We start from the raw sequence: 21,569 nt of genomic DNA on the forward strand, positions 1-21,569 counted from the left end.
TGGAAAGCGGCAAAACAACAATAGCGAAAATTATTAAGAGAAATGAGCCGGGTGGAAGAGTGCCTATCTGGCTAATGCGTCAGGCTGGCAGGTCTCTTCCTGAGTACCGCAAAGCAGTAGAAAATATGAATAATTTTATGGAGATATGCTACAACACAGATTTAGTGACAGAATTGACGTTACAGCCGGTGACAAGATTTGACATGGATGCGGCGATAATTTTTTCAGACATTTTAATAATAGCTGATGTTTTGGGTTGTGACGTGAATTTCGTACGCGGTGTAGGTCCAATAATAAAACCCGTGGAAAGTCCTAAGGAATTGAAGGGTCCACAAGAAATTGAAACTAAAACCTTACCAATTCTAAACGCTGTAAAAAAAGTCAGAAGCCAATTACCAAAAGAAAAATCTCTCATAGGATTTGCTGGTGGACCATGGACAGTAGCCTCATACATCATAGAAGGTAGGAGCAGCAAAACTTTTTCCAAAGTATTAAATTTTTATCCTTCGTGTTTGAAGGAAATAATTGAACGAATAACGGAAGTAACGATTATTTATCTAATTAAACAGATAGAATTTGGAGCAGATGTTATTCAGCTATTTGACAGTAATGCTGGTGCGTTATCGGAACCATTGTTTAAAGAATATGTTATCGAACCAACAAAGAGAATTATCTTGGCAATAAAGGATAGATTTTCTGATTTTCCAATAATAGGTTTTCCAAGGTCTGCTGGAAATCTTTATAAAGATTACTGCGAACAAACAGGTGTATCTGCAGTAAGTATAGATTATAATGTTCCAATAAAATGGGCGAAAGCGAATCTAAACATCCCTCTACAAGGAAACCTTGATCCTAATCTTTTAGCCTATAATAAAACGGAAGCAATCAAAGAAGCAAAACGTATAATAGATTGCTTTAGAGATTTACCCTTCATATTTAATCTCGGACATGGAGTACTCCCTGATACTCCAGTTGAAAATATTGCTGCATTGGTAAACCTGGTAAAAAGCTACTAATACAATACACAAAATTCTAGCTTTTTTGTTGTACGGGGTTTATCATTTGAATTTAGCTTCAGTAAGATATGTCAGACCTTGCAAAAAGAATGTCCCTAATAAAACCATCACCTACGATTGCTGTAACTGATAAGGCAAATAAGTTGAAAAATGAAGGAAAAAAGATCTGTGTTTTAGCTGCAGGAGAACCGGATTTTGATACTCCAGATCATATAAAAAAAGCAGCTATTCAAGCAATAAGTGAAGGTAAGACTAAATATACTGCTGTTGATGGAACGCGTGAGCTGAAAGAAGCAATAATTAATAAGTTAAGAAAGGATAATAACCTCGAGTACACGCTTAACCAAATCTGTGTTGGTACAGGTGCTAAGCAGGTGTTATTCAATTTGTTCATGGCAACAATTAACTCTGGAGATGAAGTTATTATTCCAGCTCCTTATTGGGTTTCATATGTTGATATGGTAAGTCTTTTTGGCGGCTTGCCAGTTGTAGTAGAATGCAAACAAAATTTTAAACTGACAGCGGAATTATTGAAAAGCAGGATAACTAAAAAAACTAAATGGTTAATTCTTAACTCACCGAACAACCCTGCAGGAGCTGTGTACACATGTGATGAATTGAAAGACATAGCACAAATATTGCTTGAATATCCACATATGAATGTCGTTACAGATGATATTTATGAGCATATAATATACGACGAAAAGTTTTTTACTATCGCTCAGGTTGAGCCGAAGCTTTATGATAGAGTTTTTGTAGTCAATGGAGTATCAAAAGCCTATGCAATGACAGGCTGGAGAATAGGGTATATTGCAGGTAGAAGTGATGTGGTAAAAGCTATCTCTACGCTGCAGTCTCAAAGCACTTCTAATCCAAATTCGATAGCACAAGCAGCAGCAGCAGCAGCATTAAACGGTGATCATAGTTTTTTGAAAGAAAGAACAAGGATTTTTAAGAGTCGTAGAGATTTTATGGTGAAAGAGCTAAATTCTGCCCCGGGATTATCAGCGTCTGTTCCACAAGGTGCGTTTTATTTATTTGTCTCATGTGAAGGATTGCTCAGTAAAAGCACAAAAAGTGGTAAGATAATAAATAATGATTTAGATTTTACTGAATACTTACTGGGAGATCATTTGGTTGCTGTGGTTCCAGGAATTGCATTTGGTCTAGAAAATTTTATCAGAATTTCTTATGCAACCTCTCAGGAACAATTAGAAATTGGATGTGATAGTATTACTAAAGCGTGCCAGGAGTTAAAATGAAATAGACTATCCATAAGTTGTATATTTTGCCATACTTCGCCAAGGTTATTTTGAATGTTCTAACTTGTGTTTTTCTATGGAAGGCATTTTTATTGATTGAGCAAGTGTCTTTCTAATATTGAATTCCTCATTTTTTTCATTTTGTTGCAGTAAGTTAATGTTATTTATTTTATTTACTAAATCTTTCCCCTTTTCCAGAGTCTTTAAATCACTTTCGTTAATGTGATGTTCATTGTAAAATTCTGCAACAATTTCTTTTCTTTTCGGATAAGTATTTAAAAATTCCGACACCTGATGTTTAGCAACAGCTTGAATAAATTTCTTATTAAATCTTGAATCGTTATATAGATCTTCTAAATTTTCATCGTAGTGTTTTGCTTCATTTACAGCAAGCTTTATTATCTCTTCTATACCACTTAGAAGTTTCCTATACAATTTGTCGTATCTATTGCCTAGCACGTGTGTAGCGAATGTTTGTTCAATGTATTTTGTTATGTAATTTTGCAGCGTATTATCTATCGTGCTTATATTCATCAGCCTGCTTTAATATTATATTAACTATTTTACACATAAAAAGGTTAATATTGAATTAATAGAATACTTCTGAAGTCAAATTTTACTGAAAATTATGGTATTTAAGATATAATTGTCAGCATGAAATAAAAACATAAATAAAATGGATCTTGTAACAAAAGTGAAGCTCAAGATAAAGATGAATAAGGGTAAAATCATAAATATACTTATCATTTGTGGTGTAATTTTTTTCATATACCTTATTCATGAGCCAGTTGTAGATATGGTAGAAAAAATTATAAGTAAAATAAAAGGTCTCTTTTAAAAATAGAAAAAGTGAACTTTTTCCATCATCCAAACTTGAACCTGGAAAATTTAGTTAATGCATAAACTACTTATGTTGGCTATGAGTTCAACTGTATAAAATTCCGGTAAATTAAAATAAGTATTCATAAAAATATTGTTTTCTATAAACAGAGTATCTATAACGCTAGCTTTGGGGTAAAGTATTGCAGAGGAATTTTTTAATCTGGTTGTTGGCGTCACTGTTTTATGCATACCAATATATATTACGCGTAATTCCAAATATTATAATTCCTGAATTGGTAGTAAGGTTTAATATAGGAACAACAGAAATAGGACAATTTTGTGGACTGTATTATGTAGGTTATGTGTTAGCACATATTCCTGTAGGTATTCTTTTAGATAGATTTGGTTCTAAAGTTGTTATACCGATTTGTATTGCATTAACATCTTTAGGTGCTTTACCTTTAGTCAGTTCTAATGATTGGAGTTATTCTATTATTGGAAGAATAATTACTGGTATTGGATCCTCTGCTTCAGTACTTGGACTCTTTAAAATAATAAGAATCTATTACCATAGAGAAAAATTTGCCATGATGTTCAGCATATCGGTTATTATTGGCATTTCAGGTGGTGTATTTGCCACCAAACCATTACATGTCTTACTTGATAAGTTTGGGTGGGATTATTTATTTACTGTGTGTATAATGCTTGGATTATTGCTTGCTTTAACTACCTTTATATCTATACCTAAAGTTGGCACCTCAGACGAAGAATTAAATATTAAAAATTTAAGCAAAGTTATATTTAATAAAGATATTTTATTGATAGGTTTGTTTGGCGGTTTTATGGTTGGACCATTAGAAGGCTTTGCAGATGCGTGGTCCGCAACATTCTTGCATGAGATGTACGCTATAGATAGACACATTGCATATAGCATTTCAAAATGGATACTAATAGGCTTTGGCTTTGGGCATTTATTACTTCCTTACATATTAGCAAAAAATCCAACCAAGCACTATGAAATAATAATTTCTTGTGCTATGGCCATGATAATTGTGTTCTTATTACTTTTTATATGCAATATTAGTGAACTCCTGGCATGTATATTACTATTCATTATTGGTCTTGCTTCTGCATACCAAATTGTTTTTACTGCTAAAGTTGTAAGTTGTGTAAAAAACGAAGCAGTAGCAAGTGCAGGATCTGTAGGTAATTCCATAGTTATGAGTTTTGGTTATTTTTTTCACGTCATTATTGCAAATATAATGAATTTTTATTGGAACGGTGAAATTATCGATGGAAAGCCATTTTATGGAACTGATGTAATGGTTAAGTCTATGTTAATAATACCTATATGCCTACTAATAGGAATGATAGGCTTTTGGTTACTTAAAGTTATAAGCTGTAAAAAGAGCTAAGCAGATTTAGATGATTAATATAGTATTGTTTTTTATAACTAAAGTATCTATAATCCTAAATTTTAGCTGAGATTCATGTTGCAGAGGAATTTTTTAATCTGGTTGTTGACGTCACTGTTTTATGCATACCAATATATATTACGCGTAATTCCAAACATAATTGCGCCTGAATTAATAACAAAATTTAACATAAGTATTGCAGATGTTGGCCAGTTTGGTGGGTTATACTATGTAGGCTATACGCTAGCTCATATACCTATTGGTCTTTTCCTTGATAGATTTGGACCAAAGTTTGTTTTACCTGCTTGTACCGTTTTGACATTTACCGGAACACTACCGCTTATATGCTTTGATGAGTGGAGTTATTCAATAATTGGAAGAATAATTGTGGGAATTGGGTCATCCGCTTCGGCAATTGGAATCTTTAAAGTTGCAAGCATGTATTTTGCGCAAGAAAAATCAGCAAGAATGGCCAGCTTATCTATAATTATAGGAATTTTGGGAGGGATATGTGGCGGGTTACCTTTAGACTTCTTACTCGATAAATTTGGCTGGAATTATGTTATCTATACATTCTCAGCATTTGGGTGTTTACTTGCTCTGTTGCTGTTCTTAGTAACGCCTGAAAGCAATGCTCAACAGGAAAAAGTTAGCATTAGAGACTTAAAAAACATACTTTTCAACAAGCATATTATTCTAATTAGCTTTTTTGGTGGACTCATGGTCGGTCCAATGCAAGGTTTTGCCGATGGTTGGGTGAAAGCATTCTTTTTTGAAGTATATAAAATGAATGAAGACTTGGCATCTTCTCTCTCTTCCGTAATATTGATAGGAATGTTAACAGGATCATTCTCTTTGGCTTATTTATTGGAAAAATATAAAAATAAGCATTATGAAGTAATAATTGCATGCTCATTTGCAATGATCGCTAGTTTTCTTTTGCTTTTTACTCAGATTGGTGGCTTGTATGTTGTATTACCTACGCTTTTTATTATTGGCTTCACATCTGGATATCAGGTGGTTACCATTTACAAAGCGATAAGTTATGTAAATAATAACTTAGTAGGCCTGGCTACAGCTGTGTCAAACATGATAGTTATGGTTTTTGGCTATTTTTTTCACACTGGGATCGCAAAAATAGTAGATTTGTGTTGGGATAGAACAATAATACAAGGAAATCCTGTGTATGGTGCTGAATTGCTGATAAAAGCAACATCAGTTATTCCTGTATGTTTGCTGGTGGCTGTTTTTGGGCTCTTATGGTTAAAAAATAAAGATTTTAGAGAAGTTGATTGTAATAAGTAGATAATTTATCGAAGGCTCGTATGATAAAATCGTTAGATGTACTAATTTAAGGCTCTTGTTATTATGAAATATAATACTTTATTTTACTTTGATATTTTTGTTTTAATTGTAATTGGGTTTTATTAGGTGGTAGGTATGTCGAAAAGTAATTTTTTTGTATGGTTGATAGTATCTCTTTTCTATGCATACCAGTATGTGTTACGTGTCATGCCAAACATAATTGCGCCTGTATTAATAACAAAATTTAATATAAGCATTGCAGATTTAGGGCAATTTAATGGTCTCTACTATGTGGGATTTACACTAGTTCATATCCCTGTTGGTCTTTGTTTTGATAGATTCGGTCCAAAAATTGTTTTACCTATTTGTGCTGTCTTGGTATCTATTGGAACATTACCTCTTGTGTGCTTTGATGAGTGGTATTATTCAGTATTAGGTAGAATAATTGTTGGGATTGGCTCGTCTGCGTCAGTAATAGGAGTATTTAAAGTTGCCAGTATGTATTTTCCGCGAGAAAAATCAGCAAAAATGGCAAGCATATCTGTTATTATAGGGCTATTAGGGGCAATATATGGTGGTCTACCAATAGAACTTTTGCTTGATGAGTTTGGTTGGAATTACGTAATTTATATTCTTTCAGGGTTTGGTTTCTTACTCGCTTTATCTTTATTTTTAGTTATTCCTTACAATGCTTACGACTTTCGAAAAGAAAAAATTAGCATGAAGGATCTAAAAACTGTGCTTTTCAATAAATATATCATTCTAATTAGTTTTTTTGGTGGCTTAATGGTAGGTCCACTAGAAGGTTTTGCTGATGCTTGGACAAAAGCTTTTTTATGTGAGGTATATCAAATGGCCGGTGATCTAGCGTCTTCAATTTCTTCTGTTATATATGTAGGATTTGCAGCTGGATTGCTCTCTTTTGCTCACATATTAGAAAAATATCCAAATAGACATTATGAAGTTATTATTGTCTGTTCCTTTGCAATGATTGCTAGTTTCCTTTTACTTTTTACACAGGCTGGCGGATTGTATATTGTATTGCCTGCACTTCTTGTTATAGGTTTCGCTTCTGGATATCAAATAGTAACACTGTACAAAGCATTAAGTTATGTAAATAATAACTTAATAGGATTAACTACAGCTGTGTCAAATATGATAGTCATGGTTTTTGGCTATTTTTTTCACACTGGGATCGCAAAAATAATAGATTTGTGTTGGGATAGGACAGTGATACAAGGAAATCCTGTGTATAGTGCTGAATTGCTGATAAAAGCAACATCTATTATTCCTGTATGTTTGCTGATAGCTGTTTTTGGGCTCTTATGGTTAAAAAAGCAGGATAAGCAGTCTTAAAATTGCTTGTGCATCTTAAAATTAAAGCGAGGTTTGATCTATGATGAGTGTTTTAAAAAAAATCTGTGGCTCTAAAAATAGTTTAAAGTCTTTTGATAACGAGGTTTATCAGTCTATAGAAAAAGAATTACAACGCCAAAAATCACAATTGCAATTAATTGCATCAGAAAATTTTGCAAGCAAAGCGGTAATGGAGGCACAAGGCTCTTTTCTGACTAATAAATACGCAGAAGGTTATCCAGGTAAAAGATATTACTGTGGTTGTGAGCATGTGGACAAAATTGAAAGTCTGGCTATAGAAAGACTTTGTAAGTTGTTTGGTGTTAAATTTGCAAACGTTCAACCTCATTCTGGTTCTCAGGCAAACCAGGCGGTATTTGCTTCACTGCTTACTCCAGGCGATACAATACTTGGATTATCACTGAGTTGCGGTGGGCATCTAACTCATGGTGCGGCACCAAGCCTTTCTGGTAAATGGTTTAAGTCAATTCAATATACAGTGAATAAAGACACTTACTTGCTGGATATGGATGAGATAGAAAAGCTGGCGCTGGAGCATAAACCGAAATTGATCATAGCTGGTGCTTCTGCTTATCCAAGAAAAATGGACTTCAAACGCTTTCGCGAGATTGCAGATAAAGTTGGTGCTTATTTGCTTGCAGACATTGCTCACTATGCAGGGCTTATTGCAGCGGGCGAATATCCATCCCCTGCTGAATATGCACATGTTATGACTTCCACGACTCACAAAACTTTGCGTGGTCCTCGTGGTGGAATAGTGATGACCAATGATGAAGCATTACACAAAAAAATTCAATCCGCAGTTTTTCCAGGATTGCAGGGCGGGCCACTTATGCATGTGATAGCTGCAAAAGCTGTTGCATTTAAAGAAGCATTAGCACCAGAGTTTAAGACTTATAGCAAGAAAGTCGTGGAAAATGCGAAAGTGCTGGCTCAAGAATTGCAAAAGCATGGACTTGACATTATAACCGGTGGCACTGACTCTCATATAGTGCTAGTTGACTTAAGATCGCAGAAATTAACTGGAAAAGACGTTGTAGATAGCCTTGAGAGAGCCGGTATTACCTGTAATAAAAACTCTGTACCATTTGATACAGCAAAGCCGACCATCACTTCAGGGCTCCGTTTTGGAACCGCTGCTGAGACAACACGCGGACTTGAGGCAGAAAATTTTAAAGAGATAGCTGGTCTAATAAATGAAGTAATTCAAGGATTAATCAGCGGAAATAGCTCAAGTGTCGAAAAAGCAGTAAAAGCTAAAGTTGAAAGGATTTGTAGTAATTTTCCTATTTATTAATTTATGTGGTGTCATCCAAGTAGCTGGTAGAAACGAAAAAACTTACTTGACACCCTTCGCCAGCCCTCTTATCATGAAACTGAAGGTATTCATTTATCTTCAATCTGTGCAGATTAAACGACAACAGTATTACGTAATTGGCGTCTTATTTTTAATTTTTTGCACTATGCGCACCCTACGTCTTCACAACATTTCTGGGTTTTTACCTATATAAGCTGAAACGCGCTTATAAAGCGTTTAAGACAGTATAGCACGCCAATTTGCAGGATTAGAGAGTGACAACTAGCTAATACGGGATTTCTTTTGCCTTTTTTTCTGCTTAGTAAATTTCTTAAACATTTAAACTAAGATGAGTTGCATTTAAAAGCAGCTAAATTGCAGTGTTTAAGACTTAAAAAACGCCAATACTGAAAATAGACAATGACTGGGGCTTCTTTTGCCTTTTTTTCGTTTGGTAAATTTCTTAATGTTTGTAGCTAACATGAACAAACATTTGAGAGTAACTTCTGCTAGTAGGGTGTCATCCCAGTGCCCAGACACTGGGATCCAGGAATTTTATTAAGTTAGTAAGCATAAAAGTAGCCGTTTTATGTTAAAATACAACATTTTAATGATTATGAAAAGGCTGGATTCCAGCGGGCTTTGTTGCATCGCTAGCTATGATGGATTAAAGATAAAAAAGATGGAGAATATCAGTAGCTTATTATTCTGGTATTTATAATAAGAACGGTCAGTGAATACCTAAATTTGAGTAAAAGAAATTTCACTACCACTCACTAATCTGGCTAAAATTCAAGAATTTCAATGCTTTAGCTATTTTCAATAGAATTAAATTTATTAATATAAATAATAAATTACTATTCTTAAATTTGATCAGATTGATTGCAAAAAAACAAGATTTTCAATAGGTTGCTTATAATTCTAACTATAGTTAGCCTTTCATAAGTAGCGATGCAACAAAGCCATTCCAGCGTCACGCGCTGGAATGACATTGTAGGGTGTTATCCGAGTCCTTTTTCCGTCATCAGAGGACCATATGACGTCATCCAAGTAGCGTGACTACTTCGATCTAAGCTGTATTACCAAGTCCAATTAAGTGCAGCATCATCACTTGTTGGAGGCTCAAAATACGGTTGTGACATTTCCTCTTGCACAGCTCTTTTAAATTCTGGACTTTGTATGCTTATCTTTGTTACATGCTCTTGTAAGGCTTTCTCAGTAGCTATTTCAGCAGCTGTTGGACTTTTACCATCTGCTCCTGTCTCCCCTGTCTCCCCTGTCTCCCCTGTCTCCCCTTGTGGGCCTTGAGCTCCATCTTTACCATCTGCTCCTTTAGGACCAGTGGCTCCTGTCTCCCCTTTTAGCCCTTTACCTCCTAAGAACACCTTTGCTGTTTGATCATTTTTGTCACCATACGCTGTGTCAGTAGCATCAAGAAATCCTCCTAATTTATCCACTAAAATTGATTTGTCGCCGTCTTTTGCATCAAATATAGCATTCACGACATCTTTCGCTGCAGCTTTTGTTTTAAGCTCTGTAGCTTTAACAAAAGCAGTCTCTGCAGCAGTTTTAGTGTAAACTTCATCGGCTGGAGCAGCTTTAATATATACCTTATTTGTAAAATCAGGAGAAGCAGTTATAGCATCCACAACAGGCTGTTTTACTACTTCTGTTTTTAGCGTATCTGTAAGTCCTAAAGTTTTAACAAATGCATCATCAACACCTTTTTTGGTATAGATACCATTATCATCAGCACCTTTTGCTAATTCTGGTATTAAAGCATCCACAACAGCTTTTTCTGCAACTTTTGTTCCAAGATCTGCAGTTTTAAGAAACGTGTCATCAACACCTTTTTTAGTATAGATACCATTATCATCATCACCTTTTGCTAATTCTGGTATTAAAGCATCCACAACAGCTTTTTTTGCAACTTTTGTTGCAAGATCTGCAGTTTTAACAAACGCAGTATCTGCATCATTTTTAGTGTATACTTTATCGGTAAAATCAGTAGAAGCAATTATAGCATCCACGACATCTTTCGCTGCAGCTTTTGTTTTAAGCTCTGTAGCTTTGACAAAAGCAGTGTCTGCATCAGTTTTAGTGTAAACATCTGCAGTATTAGCTTTGTTGGCTAGATCAGCTGCACCAGCTTTCTCTCCTAGCTCAGCATCGACGTAATTCTTGTCAGCTTTTTTTGCCAACTCATCATTTACATTTCTTTTAGTGTAAACATCTGCAGTATTAGCTTTCTTTCTCAACTCATCATCCACACCTTTTTTAGTATATATACCTTTATCATTAGCACCTTTATTGAGTTCCACTATCAATTTTCCTAAAAAATTTTTGTTAGTTGCAAGGTTTTCTATTGTATCTATTGTACTCAATTTTTCACTCAACGCCATATCACCCTCCATTAATTACAAAAACCATAGCATGCATGAAAATAGTATAATTTTCGTTAATGTTAGATTTTACATAAGATTTCCTTGAAACTTGTTGTTTCAGAATTCTTCTCTTGTCATTCAAGTGTGTAGCAGATGATGTCATTCCAGTCTGGAATCCAGCCTTTATTATGCAGCCACTTATTTAAAGTTAAGTTTTCTGGATCCCAGTGGGCTTTGTTGCATCGCTAGCTATGATGGATTAAAGATAAAAAAGGTGGAGAATATCAGTAGCTTATTATTCTGGTATTTATAACAAGAACGGTCAGTGAATACCTAAATTTGAGTAAAAGAAATTTCACTACCACTCACTAATCCGGCTAAAATTCAAGAATTTCAATGCTTTAGCTATTTTCAATAGAATTAAATTTATTAATATAAATAATAAATTACTATTCTTAAATTTGATCAGATTGATTGCAAAAAAACAAGATTTTCAATAGGTTGCTTATAATCCTAATTATAGTTAGCCTTTCATAAGTAGCGATGCAACAAAGCCATCCCAGTGTCTGGGCACTGGGATGACACCGAAGGGGCTACTCGGATGACAAACCCTGTCATTCCAGGGCGTGACGCTGGTTTCCATCCAAGACGGCAGTGCTTGACACTGGAATGACAAGAAGAGGGCACTGCCCTCCTTGTATGTATTAGATATAGGCCGAGTTGTGGTCGTGATAAATGTGATCGCTTGCGCAATCGAACATTTTCACAAAACCATTCTCTAGATAAAGATTATATTCGTGATGTTGATCTGATAATACAATATTATCTTGCTCCCCTGAATTGAAATGACTTGAATCTGACAGCAATTCGTAATTTGGATTATCTATTTTACTAATGCTGTTTATTACTTTGCCATTACCACTTGATATAGCTAAACTATAACTATCACCATCCTTCATTATCTTGATGGACACCTTATCTTCAGGTAACACTATAAGCTTCTTTGTGCCACTATCGTGGATTACGAATTTGCCTTTTTCAAAATAGTATTTGTCTTCCGGCAAAGCACCAACCTTATAATCTGATGTGTGCAGTTTGTTCCAAAAATCTAACACAGATTGCTTTTCTGCTCCTTCCGCTCTATCATACAAGGCTTTCACATCATTATAATTTATCGTTACATTTGCCTTATGCTTCCCTTCTGAGTCCTGCTCGTAGCTCTTTTCTATTTTGAGAATTGTGTCTTTTAATACTACCTGTTCTTGCTCTTTCTCCTCCACTGAAGCTGACCTTTTTGCCCTTGTTGGAATTTGTGGCTGATCAGACTGCATTTCACTATTGTCGTTTGATGCAGTTTTCTCTTCAGCAGCTTGTGCAACAACATTAGTAGTACTATGAACTTCTGTCTTAGTTTCACTTACTTGCCCTTTTGGACTTTCGGTTTGTTTCTCTTTTGTAAATATTCTCTGATAGTCCGTGTAGCCTCTATTAGTATCACCGATATCGCCACTGCCTTGATCAAAAGTTATTTTTTTACTTCCATTTCCCATATCTTCAATTTCAACTTGAGGAGAAACAGATGCTAGGAAATCGTTATAACTGTAGTTGTAGTCAGCAGAAAAGAATATTTTCCCTTTGAAATTGTGAAAGTTATTAGACAACATTCCAATTTCTTCATCACCATCAAACAATTTTACTTTAGTGAAATATGTTTGATCTTTTATTCTAACTATTTCACCGCTGGAGTTTCTTTGTATGTGATAATCATTTGGGTCGTACTTTATAGCAAAAAGTTTGCCAGAGCCATATTTCTCTAAGTTTATATGGTCATGAATAAATAGATCACCTTTTTCGGTAATATAAAAGCCCATATTTTTGAATGTATGTAAATTTTCGCCTCCTTGTTTTACAACCGCTTCGTGTACATCGTCGTCTGTCCTATCTGTTCCCTTATTATCCAGTAGTTTTCCTTTTTCTACGATTACTCCATTTGCCTTTTGCTCATCAGAATATTGGGCATGCTCTGAATCCTGATGATTCAAAATTTTGGTACCTCTAAGGAGCAGAGAATCTAAATCTTTTTGGATGTGTCCAGTGCTAGGATGCAACAATTCATTTTCATGTAAATGCGCCTCATCAAAGTATTCATCACGTTCAACTGTTCTGCCATCTATTAGGGAAGCTTTATAATGACCGTTTTCTTTTGTAACTGCCATGTAAGCACCACCTTCGTATGAAACATTTAAGTTGTGTAATATATCCTCAAAAACGAAAGTTTCTTTAGTTTGGCCTTCAACTTGCTTAAAAAATCCTGATTCGCTCAATAATTCTCCAAGCTTTGTATTTCCGTCATATATAGACAGTGCACCCATATCTCCTTGACCATGAGCTTGCATAGAAAAAATCTTACCTTCTTGTAGATCAATATGAGTACCTCTGATTAAGTTTGGATCGATATTGACCAGCCCATCTAATATTTTTGCTGCTTGGGAATTATTTTCAATCTTATCAACAGCTTTGTTTTTTAGTTGATCAAACTTTAAAAATGCTGGTCTGTATTTTGTATTTTCCTCATTACGTAACTCTTCAATAGTAATCTCTCCTTTATGATATTTTTGATACATTTCACCACGTTCTTTATTCAAATTATCAAATTCATCTACCTGATTCTTAATTTCTGTATCATATTTTGATAATATCCTTAAAGCCTGATTTTTATACTCTTGACTGTTTCGATATTCATTACCTTGTTGGTCAGAGTAAGTTAGTTTATCCTGTCCATCGGAAGTTTTTACTACCTTGAGGAAATGATATTCCTTTGATATATCAAGTGTATCATTTGTTGCCCTATTTATAGCACGAGCAACATCATAAAATGCAACGTGTTCTACAGGAGAAAAACTTCCAACGTTTTCTCCATCCATTTTTTCTATATTTGCTTTATAGTAGGATACGTTTTTAATTTCTCCACCCACTATTTCTTGACCAATTGCTATGAAATCTCCTTTTGTAACTTGCAAAGCGTTGAGATGTTCCATTGCAGTTTCTGTATCATTCTCAGCAAGCCAACTTTTGAAGTCAGTATCGTGTCCTTTTATGTCTTTCAAGAAACTTTTTGACTCATCTGAGTTACCTTGACGTAAAGCATCTAGGTAGTCTCTTAATAAACTAGGATCTTTTTCCTGTAAGTACATTATCAACGCATGACCTGTTTTATAAACCAAGCTATTTGCTTCGCTGTCCTTTGAGTATTCTAAACTTAAAATTTTATCTAAATCCAAATTTGCAGCTTCAGTTTTGTCGATACTTGATCCTTGAGAATTGAATTTATGATCTGAATGATGCTCAAAGTAGTCTGCAATTCCTTCCATTAATACTGTAGGTAAAGATTTGCCTCCTGTAGCCAAGTAAGTTAAACCATGTGCAAATTCATGCTGAAGGTTATGAATGCCACCTTGCTGGTAGACGTACATTTCAGCAAAAACGTCAGCTTTCCCTTTGTAGTAACATTTACCACCTTCGTCTCCAAGGTAAGAACCGAAACGCTCGCTTCCGCCAAGGTGAGTGTAATCATCCTTGTCATCAAACATGTAAATTTTAAATGTTTGTTCTGAACTGCCGCGTTCTAACTCGAATGCGTTTTTAAAATTAGTAGCTGTTTCTCTTATCTCACTTTCAATGTTAGCAACTTTACTTGCTCTTAAATTGTGAGAATAAACCTCTACTTTAATATTTAAATCTTCAACTTCTATAACATGTGGCGAATTAAACCCTTTGCCGTTATTGTTGAAATATTCTGCTTTAGTTATATTTTTATTTACTTGTTGACTAATTGTCATAATTTTAACCTCTAATTTGCTGATCTTTCAATATCAAGCATAAAGTAATTTCCCTAAAAAAAACGTAAATCCCTGTATTAATATAATTTATATCTTAATAAATAAAGTATAGATAGTTAACTTAATATGTAAAATTTAGAATATGGCTGAAATTCTATACAGCTATATTCCGGAATCACATTGGACAAGGACAAAAGCAAAGTGGTTTATTGACTTTCATTCCACCAAAGCACTATACTAAAACCACGATGGGTAATTAGCTCAGTTGGTAGAGCACTTGCTTGACGTGCAAGCGGTCGCTGGTTCGAACCCAGTGTTACCCACGTTTTTGTTTATGAAAAGCCCAGAACAGATAAAATCTGTAAAACCAAAAAGAAACTCCCTCTTTACTTTATGTTCTTTGGGTATAGTGTTATGAAGAAGCGCTTCTGCAGCTATAACCGAAACAATCAATGGTGCTATAAATGCCCGTTTGAAAGCATGGTTTTGGGGGAAATGGTAAAACCATTGATGGAGTTCTTTTTGGGCTACCTCGTTTAGAAGATTGTATAACCTAACCGTCCCAAGCTGAAGTGCTTCTTATCATAATAATATAGGAGGGATTTTATATGGCAGAAGCAAAAAGTAAATTAAAAACAATAAACCTTGATGCAGCAGGGATTGATATTGGCTCGACTGTACATTATGTATGTGTACCTGAAGGAAGAGATGAACAACGTATCCAAAAATTTGGGTGCTTTACAGTAGATCTACACAACTTAGCAAAGTGGTTAAAAAAGTGTCAGGTTAGAACTGTAGCCATGGAGTCAACTGGAGTATATTGGATTCCCTTATTTCAAATATTAGAATCACATAAATTTGAAGTAAAATTAGTAAATGCGCGACATGTCAAAAATGTGCCTGGTAGAAAGTCTGATGTTCAAGATTGTCAATGGCTGCAACAATTGCACAGCTATGGACTGCTTCAAGGATCATTTAGACCGGATAATCAAATGTGTGTACTGCGTAGTTACGTTAGACAACGTGCTAATCTAATTGAAAATGCAGCTAAACATACTCAACGTATGCAAAAAGCGCTAATTCAAATGAATATTCAATTACACAAGGTTATTAGTCATATTACTGGGATAACTGGTATGAAAATCATTGAAGCTATAATTGAAGGCGAAAGAGATCCTGAGAAATTGGCTAAATTCAGGGATGCACGAATAAAAAATGATCAGTCTACTATAGCAAAAGCGTTAGCTGGTGATTATAGAGAGGAACACTTGTTTGTGCTAAAACAAGAATATGCAGCATATACTTTTTTTCAAGAGCAAATAACGGGATGTGATAAAAGTATAGAAAATTACTATAAAACATTTGAAACAAAGTCGAATGAGAACAGGGCATTGAATAAGACACGAAAGAGAAAACAGAAGAATAGTCCAGATTTTGCCGTAGATGAAGATTTATATCGAATAACGGGGATGGATTTTACTAGAGTTCCAGGACTTGATGTATTAAGTATACAGGCTATCATTTCAGAAACAGGTATAAATCACAATAAATGGAGGACAGAAAAGCATTTTTCTTCCTGGCTCGGATTAAGTCCTGCTAATAAAATTACAGGAGGGAAAATTATTGGAACAAGAACTCGTAAAGTTGTTAATCGTGCTGCAACTGCCTTGCGACTTGCTGCTCATTGTGTATCAAGAAGCAACACTGCACTTGGTGCATACTGCAGGAGGTTAAAGAAGCGACTAGGGATACCAAAAGCGATCACTGCTACAGCAAGGAAATTAGCATGTATTTTTTATAATATGCTAAAATATGGACAAGAATATGTAGAAAAAGGAATGAACTATTATGAAACACTCTACAAAGAGAGAGTAGTCAAAAATTTGACTAAAAAAGCAAAGGAATTTGGTTATATACTAATGAAAGAGGAGCCGATAGATGAAGAAGGTTCTTAGGAGTTTCTTAGAAGAAGATTTTATATGACAGCAGTGCATAACGGTAAACACTCAGCAGCGCAGTCCAAGCGCTTAATCTATTCCATAATAATAGTTGCGATAACAATGTTTATGGAAATAGTAGGTGGAATAATTTCACATTCGCTTGCTCTATTATCAGATGCAGGGCATATGCTCACTGACCTCTTTGCCTTGGTTTTAAGCTGGTTAGCACATAGGTTTTCAGCTAAGAAATCCGATTTGCAGAGATCATACGGATATCATCGGTTGCAGATAATTGCAGCATTTGTTAATGGTTTAACTCTATTCCTCATTGCAGTAATCATTATAATTGAGTCAATAAAGAGGTTTATTTTTCCAGTCAATGTTGAGTGGAAAGTAATGTTAATAATTGCTACACTCGGTCTTGTCTCTAACATAATAGTCTTTTTTATATTACATAGTAAATGCGAGAGCAATATAAACATAAAAAGTGCTGTACTACACGTTATAGGAGATATTTTAGGTTCTGTAGCTGCTATACTTGCATCTATAATTATCATGCTTACTGGATGGCAAATAGTAGATCCAATCTTATCAGTATTTGTTAGTGTGATAATTCTAAATAGCGGCTATAAAATTCTCAAAAATTCTTGCCATATACTCCTTGAAGGTACGCCTGAGGGTATATCTGCTGAAGAGATAAAAAGTAAGATCACATCAGAATTACCTGAAGTGATAGATGTGCACCACATACATACATGGTCGCTGTCTGATAATTATTTTATAATTACCATGCATGCTAAAATAAAGCAAAATGTGCAGCACACCAATGTTTTATATGAAATAAAAAAAATATTGCTAGATAAGTTCGAGATAGCACACTCTACAGTCGAGATCGAATACGATGAGTGTGCGGATAATAAGATACTTAAACATTGACGTTTTAAATTATTATGCTATTACTAGAGTGTAATGATGTTGAAGGTAAGCTATGATAGGTATTTCTCAAATACAATTTCTTTCAAAGGATTCTAGTAAGCTAAAATTTGTTAGCTACTTTGGAGCTTTTGTCTCGTTAAGCATTATCACTAATCCTGTTAATGTTCTTTTTTCTCTTGGTACTATCTTCTTCAGGTCTGAAATTAAAACTCTTTATATCTACAAAGAAATAAAAACGGCAAAACAGCAAAAAATGAGCAAAAGGGAATATTGGGAAATATTTTTTAAAAACAATACAATCAAGGTAGCAGCCTTCCTCTTGTTTTCTGCTTTCATAACATATCTAACTTTCACTACCACTTTCTTGCTTATTTCGTTACTGGGAACTATACCACTTACAATGCTATTAATTTTATTGCAGAGTGAACTAAGGACAAAAGATTTTAACCCATTTACGCTTCTTAAAGCTTCTATAAATTTCTTTTTGGAAGGTATAAAAGAGAATTTACGTGGTATGGTTAATAGTTTTGATGTTAAGCTTGAACATTTACTGCCCCATCAATTAAATGATGATATCATTAAAAATATTGATAAATTAAAAGGTAAGTATAGTGAACAAGTACCTGAAGACGTAATCAAAAATGATGAATATATTCAATTCATTGGATATATAAACAATTCATATGAGTTTAGTGATGAGGATAAAGGAAGAGTAATTGCATTTTTAGATGACTTTTGCAAAGATGATCAAAAGCATAGCTCCGGCTTTACAGGTGGGCAGGTTCTGCTTTTAGTTTTAAGGGCTTGCAATGATGGAGACGGAGAAGCCGTTAAGAGTAAAAAGGATGCATTGATTTCTAATTTAATTGATAGCCAAACTTTCTCTAGAAAAGAGCAAATTCCTAACACTTGCTTCACCGGTATTATCTATAGAATGTTAAGCACGCTAGAGGGTATTCATCCTGATCCAGAAATTAGATTTACTCCCCCAAGGGAAATGTTGCTCTCAGAAGCACAAAATAAAGCACGTGAGTTTATGTTAGACAGGTTAAAAAACAAGAAAAACAATAAAGAAATTCTTAAGGCTTGGTATGACGTTCAAAATGGTTATGAAGACGATGAAAGTCAAAAAATAGTTGATGATTTTATTTCAGAAGTAAGTATTCCTTTAATGAGAAAATTATTGAGTATTACTTCTCAATATAGTGAACAAATTGTGCTGACGTTAGTGAAAAATATTAGCTCTATAAAGTTAAATAAATTACAATGTTGTGAGCTGGTTCAGCACATGAGAAATAAACTGCAGGAGCATGATTTAGATGACCAAGAAAGTTTACTCGAAAACATCGGAAAAAAAGTATTCTTAGAGCTATTAAATCGAGATCTACTCGAGACAGATTTTTCTCTCAAGGATTCATCTTTGGATGGAGCTAAGAGAATAGCTAATAAGATAATAGAAGAAGTAGCAGAATTTAAATTAAAGGCTGAGAAGACTATTGAAGGTCAGATAATTAGCATGTTAGATGGGTTAAGAATGCTCCCAAGAGAAAAAAGATGTTATAGGGTATATGTAGAACTCAGTAAAAATAACGAAAATGATAAGGAAAAAATAAAGAAAATTTTGCAAGAAAGGTTAAAAGTAACAAAAGCAGCAATGGATGAAATGTTAAAAAAAGGAGCTTCACATAAGCTAGAGTTAGAAATTGAAAGTGTATATGAAGGAAATAAAGATCACGTTACTCAACTTTATGAAAAAATAAGAGAAACAAAAAAGGAATTCATTGAAGATGGTCTTTTAACACCTCAAGAAGTAGAGAATATAACAAAAGCAAAAATCATAGACTTAAACAAAGAGGACAAAATCATACCGTCAAGCAATTTGTCTCGTAGTTTAAGTGTCAATAATTTGGCAGTACATTATCTATAAAATTTATACTCTTTACCTTGCAGAAGATTCACAATATTTCTGTGGTGTTTTAGGAAGACCAGTGCTCCTATAATTAGTAATGTTAAGAACAAATTCCTCTGAAAAAAAAAGGACCATGCTACAGCCGTTGAAGTAGCACTGAGTGAAGCAAGGGAAGAGTATCTAAAGGCAAGAAAGACTATTATCCAAATTATTACGAATACTAAAGTAATATCGATGTTAAATGCTATCAGTATCCCTAGAGTGGTTGCAACGCCCTTTCCTCCACTGAATTTTAGCCAAATAGGAAACATGTGTCCTAAAACTGCTAAAATTGCAGATACATATATATAAAAATCGTTATTATCACAAAATTGTTGTGCTATATAAACGGCAATAAATCCCTTAAAGGAATCCAGAAATAATGCCAAAGCAGCAAGAAATTTATTTCCCGTCCTTGCAACGTTTGTAGCACCAATGTTTCCTGAACCTACTTCTCTTAAGTTTATCCCTTTTATTCTTGTAATGATTAAGCTAAACGGTATTGAACCGAGTATGTAGGACAGTATAAGGACTACATACTTTTCCATTATACCAAGAACCTAATTAATTTTATTATTCCTCAGCCTTTTTAGGTAGCACTGAACTTCATCGTTAATCTGATTACTAAACAGTATAAGCGCTGTCATGTTGATGAGAGCTAAACAAGAGAATAAAGTTCCACCGATATTGGCAATAGCCATTATATCTTTAGAAAGACCAGAGAAAAACGCCACAATTATTACCGCTATGCGGTATATCACTATACTTTTTGCACCGAATAAATATAGCCACCCCATTTCACAACAATATACAAACGAAATTACTGAAGAAAATGCAAACAAAGGAGCAGCTACTGTTAGAAGGATAGGAAACCATGGAGAAACTGTCTCAAATGCTTTGTGAGTAATTAATATTCCCTCACCAACACCTGTTTGGTATGCACCTGTTATTACTATTGTTATTCCTGTTAAACAGCAAATTAACATTGTGTCAAAGCATGGTTCTATCATAGCGACTAGTCCAGTTCTTACTGGTTCTTCATCTTTAGTTGTTGCATGAGTAATTGAAGCAGAACCAACACCTGCTTCGCTGGCAAAGATTGCCCTTTGAATTCCAGCAACAAATGCTCCTACCATCCCTCCGCCAACAGCATTGAAATCTATCATAGTGGAAAATAATATTTTCAACGTATAACCAAGGTTATGAATATTAAATGCAATAATAATAATACAACTAAAGATATATATAAGTGACATAATAGGCACTAGTGCAGAAGATACTCTAGCTATCCTTTTAATTCCGCCAATAATCACTAGAGCAAGCAGCGCAGAAATTATGGAAGAAAGAAACCAAGAGTGACCATCTACCCAACTTGAATAGCCAGATAATATTGAAACCATTTGGTTGGTTTGAAACGCTACACTTCCACCAAGACCTGATAATACAAAGAATACTGCATACATGGCAGCCAGCACAATACCAAGTTTTTTAAATCCAAATTCCTCCAGACCATTCCTTATATACTGAAAGGGACCACTAAACAATTGGTCCTGATCTTCTGTTCTATGTCTAAACGCCAACGTTACCTCAGCAAATTTTGCTGACATACCAAAAAAACCTGTAATCATCATCCAAGGCACCGCTCCTGGTCCACCCATTGAAACTGCAATTGCGACTCCAGCAACAGTTCCAAGGCCTACTGTGCTTGAAAGTGCAGTCATAAATGCCTGAAAATGCGTAATATGACCATCATGGTGATTCGTGTCATATTTTCCACATAAAATAGCAAACGCATGCTTAAACATTCTTATGTTGAGAAATCCAAAACGTAATGTTAGAAACACATAACCAAAAACTAGTAGAAGGATTATAAATGGCACGTAAAGGATCTTGAAAAACAGTACTTCATTCATGAAGTTATTTATTCCATTCAACACAGCGTCATAACTTTCGTAAAAACCTGAAGCAGCGTACACATCATTAAACAATAGGCAAAATAACACCATACAAAGCAATCTATAAATCATG

15 protein-coding genes, 1 tRNA gene and 1 pseudogene are annotated in these 21,569 nt (G+C 34.6%); 10 read left to right on the plus strand and 7 right to left on the minus strand.

Annotated features, from left to right (window positions below; all coding sequences use genetic code 11):
* Window positions 1-42: 42 nt before the first annotated feature.
* Together hemE and ABWU48_RS00010 are read left to right on the plus strand one after the other, a co-directional pair.
* A pseudogene (gene hemE, locus ABWU48_RS00005) lies at window positions 43-993 on the plus strand (uroporphyrinogen decarboxylase); the annotation flags it as partial.
* 91 nt (window positions 994-1,084) lie between these two features.
* The gene (locus ABWU48_RS00010; protein WP_010082012.1) at window positions 1,085-2,278 is read left to right on the plus strand and encodes a pyridoxal phosphate-dependent aminotransferase; all 1,194 of its coding nucleotides are present in this window, start codon (window positions 1,085-1,087) and stop codon (window positions 2,276-2,278) included.
* Window positions 2,279-2,323: 45 nt separating this feature from the next.
* Here the strand turns inward: ABWU48_RS00010 and ABWU48_RS00015 are convergent, their stop codons facing one another.
* On the minus strand, window positions 2,324-2,812 hold the full coding sequence (locus tag ABWU48_RS00015) for a hypothetical protein (protein ID WP_006280043.1): 489 nt from the start codon (window positions 2,810-2,812) through the stop codon (window positions 2,324-2,326).
* Between the two features lie 488 nt (window positions 2,813-3,300).
* Between ABWU48_RS00015 and ABWU48_RS00020 the strand changes: the two genes are divergently transcribed.
* From ABWU48_RS00020 to glyA, 4 genes are all read left to right on the plus strand, one after another.
* Window positions 3,301-4,515 (plus strand): MFS transporter, encoded by a 1,215-nt coding sequence (locus tag ABWU48_RS00020; protein WP_174515889.1) that lies wholly within the window; start codon window positions 3,301-3,303, stop codon window positions 4,513-4,515.
* 75 nt (window positions 4,516-4,590) lie between these two features.
* Window positions 4,591-5,820, plus strand: coding sequence for an MFS transporter (locus tag ABWU48_RS00025; RefSeq protein ID WP_010962993.1), 1,230 nt, complete (start codon window positions 4,591-4,593; stop codon window positions 5,818-5,820).
* 135 nt (window positions 5,821-5,955) lie between these two features.
* Window positions 5,956-7,176: an MFS transporter gene (locus ABWU48_RS00030; RefSeq protein WP_010081954.1), complete on the plus strand. Its 1,221-nt coding sequence runs from the start codon at window positions 5,956-5,958 to the stop codon at window positions 7,174-7,176.
* Window positions 7,177-7,216: 40 nt separating this feature from the next.
* Window positions 7,217-8,494 (plus strand): serine hydroxymethyltransferase, encoded by a 1,278-nt coding sequence (gene glyA, locus ABWU48_RS00035; RefSeq protein WP_209472475.1) that lies wholly within the window; start codon window positions 7,217-7,219, stop codon window positions 8,492-8,494.
* A gap of 1,079 nt (window positions 8,495-9,573) precedes the next feature.
* Here the strand turns inward: glyA and ABWU48_RS00040 are convergent.
* From ABWU48_RS00040 to ABWU48_RS00055, 4 genes are all read right to left on the minus strand, one after another.
* Window positions 9,574-10,896 (minus strand): collagen-like protein, encoded by a 1,323-nt coding sequence (locus tag ABWU48_RS00040; RefSeq protein WP_353288366.1) that lies wholly within the window; start codon window positions 10,894-10,896, stop codon window positions 9,574-9,576.
* 1 nt (window position 10,897) lies between these two features.
* Complete coding sequence (locus ABWU48_RS00045; RefSeq protein WP_174517021.1) at window positions 10,898-11,041, minus strand: hypothetical protein; 144 nt, start codon at window positions 11,039-11,041, stop codon at window positions 10,898-10,900.
* A 368-nt stretch (window positions 11,042-11,409) separates the two neighbouring features.
* On the minus strand, window positions 11,410-11,565 hold the full coding sequence (locus tag ABWU48_RS00050) for a hypothetical protein (RefSeq protein ID WP_153296799.1): 156 nt from the start codon (window positions 11,563-11,565) through the stop codon (window positions 11,410-11,412).
* 17 nt (window positions 11,566-11,582) lie between these two features.
* Window positions 11,583-14,717 carry a peptidase M2 gene (locus ABWU48_RS00055; RefSeq protein WP_353288367.1) on the minus strand — a complete coding sequence of 1,045 codons (3,135 nt, stop codon included), beginning with the start codon at window positions 14,715-14,717 and terminating at the stop codon, window positions 11,583-11,585.
* A gap of 250 nt (window positions 14,718-14,967) precedes the next feature.
* Between ABWU48_RS00055 and ABWU48_RS00060 the strand changes: the two genes are divergently transcribed.
* From ABWU48_RS00060 to ABWU48_RS00075, 4 genes are all read left to right on the plus strand, one after another.
* Window positions 14,968-15,040: transfer RNA gene (locus tag ABWU48_RS00060), tRNA-Val, on the plus strand.
* A 285-nt stretch (window positions 15,041-15,325) separates the two neighbouring features.
* A complete protein-coding gene (locus ABWU48_RS00065) occupies window positions 15,326-16,672 on the plus strand; it encodes an IS110 family transposase (protein WP_264373686.1) in 1,347 nt (448 codons plus the stop codon).
* 24 nt (window positions 16,673-16,696) lie between these two features.
* Window positions 16,697-17,593 carry a cation diffusion facilitator family transporter gene (locus ABWU48_RS00070; protein WP_006280506.1) on the plus strand — a complete coding sequence of 299 codons (897 nt, stop codon included), beginning with the start codon at window positions 16,697-16,699 and terminating at the stop codon, window positions 17,591-17,593.
* Window positions 17,594-17,645: 52 nt separating this feature from the next.
* The gene (locus ABWU48_RS00075; RefSeq protein WP_353288368.1) at window positions 17,646-19,520 is read left to right on the plus strand and encodes a hypothetical protein; all 1,875 of its coding nucleotides are present in this window, start codon (window positions 17,646-17,648) and stop codon (window positions 19,518-19,520) included.
* Here ABWU48_RS00075 and plsY read toward each other — a convergent pair.
* Complete coding sequence (gene plsY, locus ABWU48_RS00080) at window positions 19,511-20,089, minus strand: glycerol-3-phosphate 1-O-acyltransferase PlsY (RefSeq protein WP_010963004.1); 579 nt, start codon at window positions 20,087-20,089, stop codon at window positions 19,511-19,513. The two genes, ABWU48_RS00075 and plsY, sit on opposite strands and share 10 nt — an antisense overlap.
* A 12-nt stretch (window positions 20,090-20,101) precedes the next feature.
* Complete coding sequence (locus ABWU48_RS00085) at window positions 20,102-21,568, minus strand: alanine/glycine:cation symporter family protein (protein ID WP_155969383.1); 1,467 nt, start codon at window positions 21,566-21,568, stop codon at window positions 20,102-20,104.
* Between the last annotated feature and the right edge of the window lies 1 nt (window position 21,569).

It is taken from the genome of Wolbachia endosymbiont (group A) of Tromatobia lineatoria, assembly GCF_964028565.1.
GTDB classification, from domain to species: domain Bacteria; phylum Pseudomonadota; class Alphaproteobacteria; order Rickettsiales; family Anaplasmataceae; genus Wolbachia; species Wolbachia pipientis.

Coding starts and splice junctions, on each gene's coding strand:
- ABWU48_RS00055 (WP_353288367.1), bottom strand. CDS start 14,717: ATGACAATTAGTCAACAAGTAAATAAAAATATAACTAAAGCAGAATAT.
- ABWU48_RS00045 (WP_174517021.1), bottom strand. CDS start 11,041: ATGACATCATCTGCTACACACTTGAATGACAAGAGAAGAATTCTGAAA.
- ABWU48_RS00025 (WP_010962993.1), top strand. CDS start 4,591: ATGTTGCAGAGGAATTTTTTAATCTGGTTGTTGACGTCACTGTTTTAT.
- ABWU48_RS00075 (WP_353288368.1), top strand. CDS start 17,646: ATGATAGGTATTTCTCAAATACAATTTCTTTCAAAGGATTCTAGTAAG.
- ABWU48_RS00070 (WP_006280506.1), top strand. CDS start 16,697: ATGACAGCAGTGCATAACGGTAAACACTCAGCAGCGCAGTCCAAGCGC.
- ABWU48_RS00015 (WP_006280043.1), bottom strand. CDS start 2,812: ATGAATATAAGCACGATAGATAATACGCTGCAAAATTACATAACAAAA.
- glyA (WP_209472475.1), top strand. CDS start 7,217: ATGATGAGTGTTTTAAAAAAAATCTGTGGCTCTAAAAATAGTTTAAAG.
- ABWU48_RS00065 (WP_264373686.1), top strand. CDS start 15,326: ATGGCAGAAGCAAAAAGTAAATTAAAAACAATAAACCTTGATGCAGCA.
- ABWU48_RS00030 (WP_010081954.1), top strand. CDS start 5,956: ATGTCGAAAAGTAATTTTTTTGTATGGTTGATAGTATCTCTTTTCTAT.
- plsY (WP_010963004.1), bottom strand. CDS start 20,089: ATGGAAAAGTATGTAGTCCTTATACTGTCCTACATACTCGGTTCAATA.
- ABWU48_RS00040 (WP_353288366.1), bottom strand. CDS start 10,896: ATGGCGTTGAGTGAAAAATTGAGTACAATAGATACAATAGAAAACCTT.
- ABWU48_RS00010 (WP_010082012.1), top strand. CDS start 1,085: ATGTCAGACCTTGCAAAAAGAATGTCCCTAATAAAACCATCACCTACG.
- ABWU48_RS00085 (WP_155969383.1), bottom strand. CDS start 21,568: ATGATTTATAGATTGCTTTGTATGGTGTTATTTTGCCTATTGTTTAAT.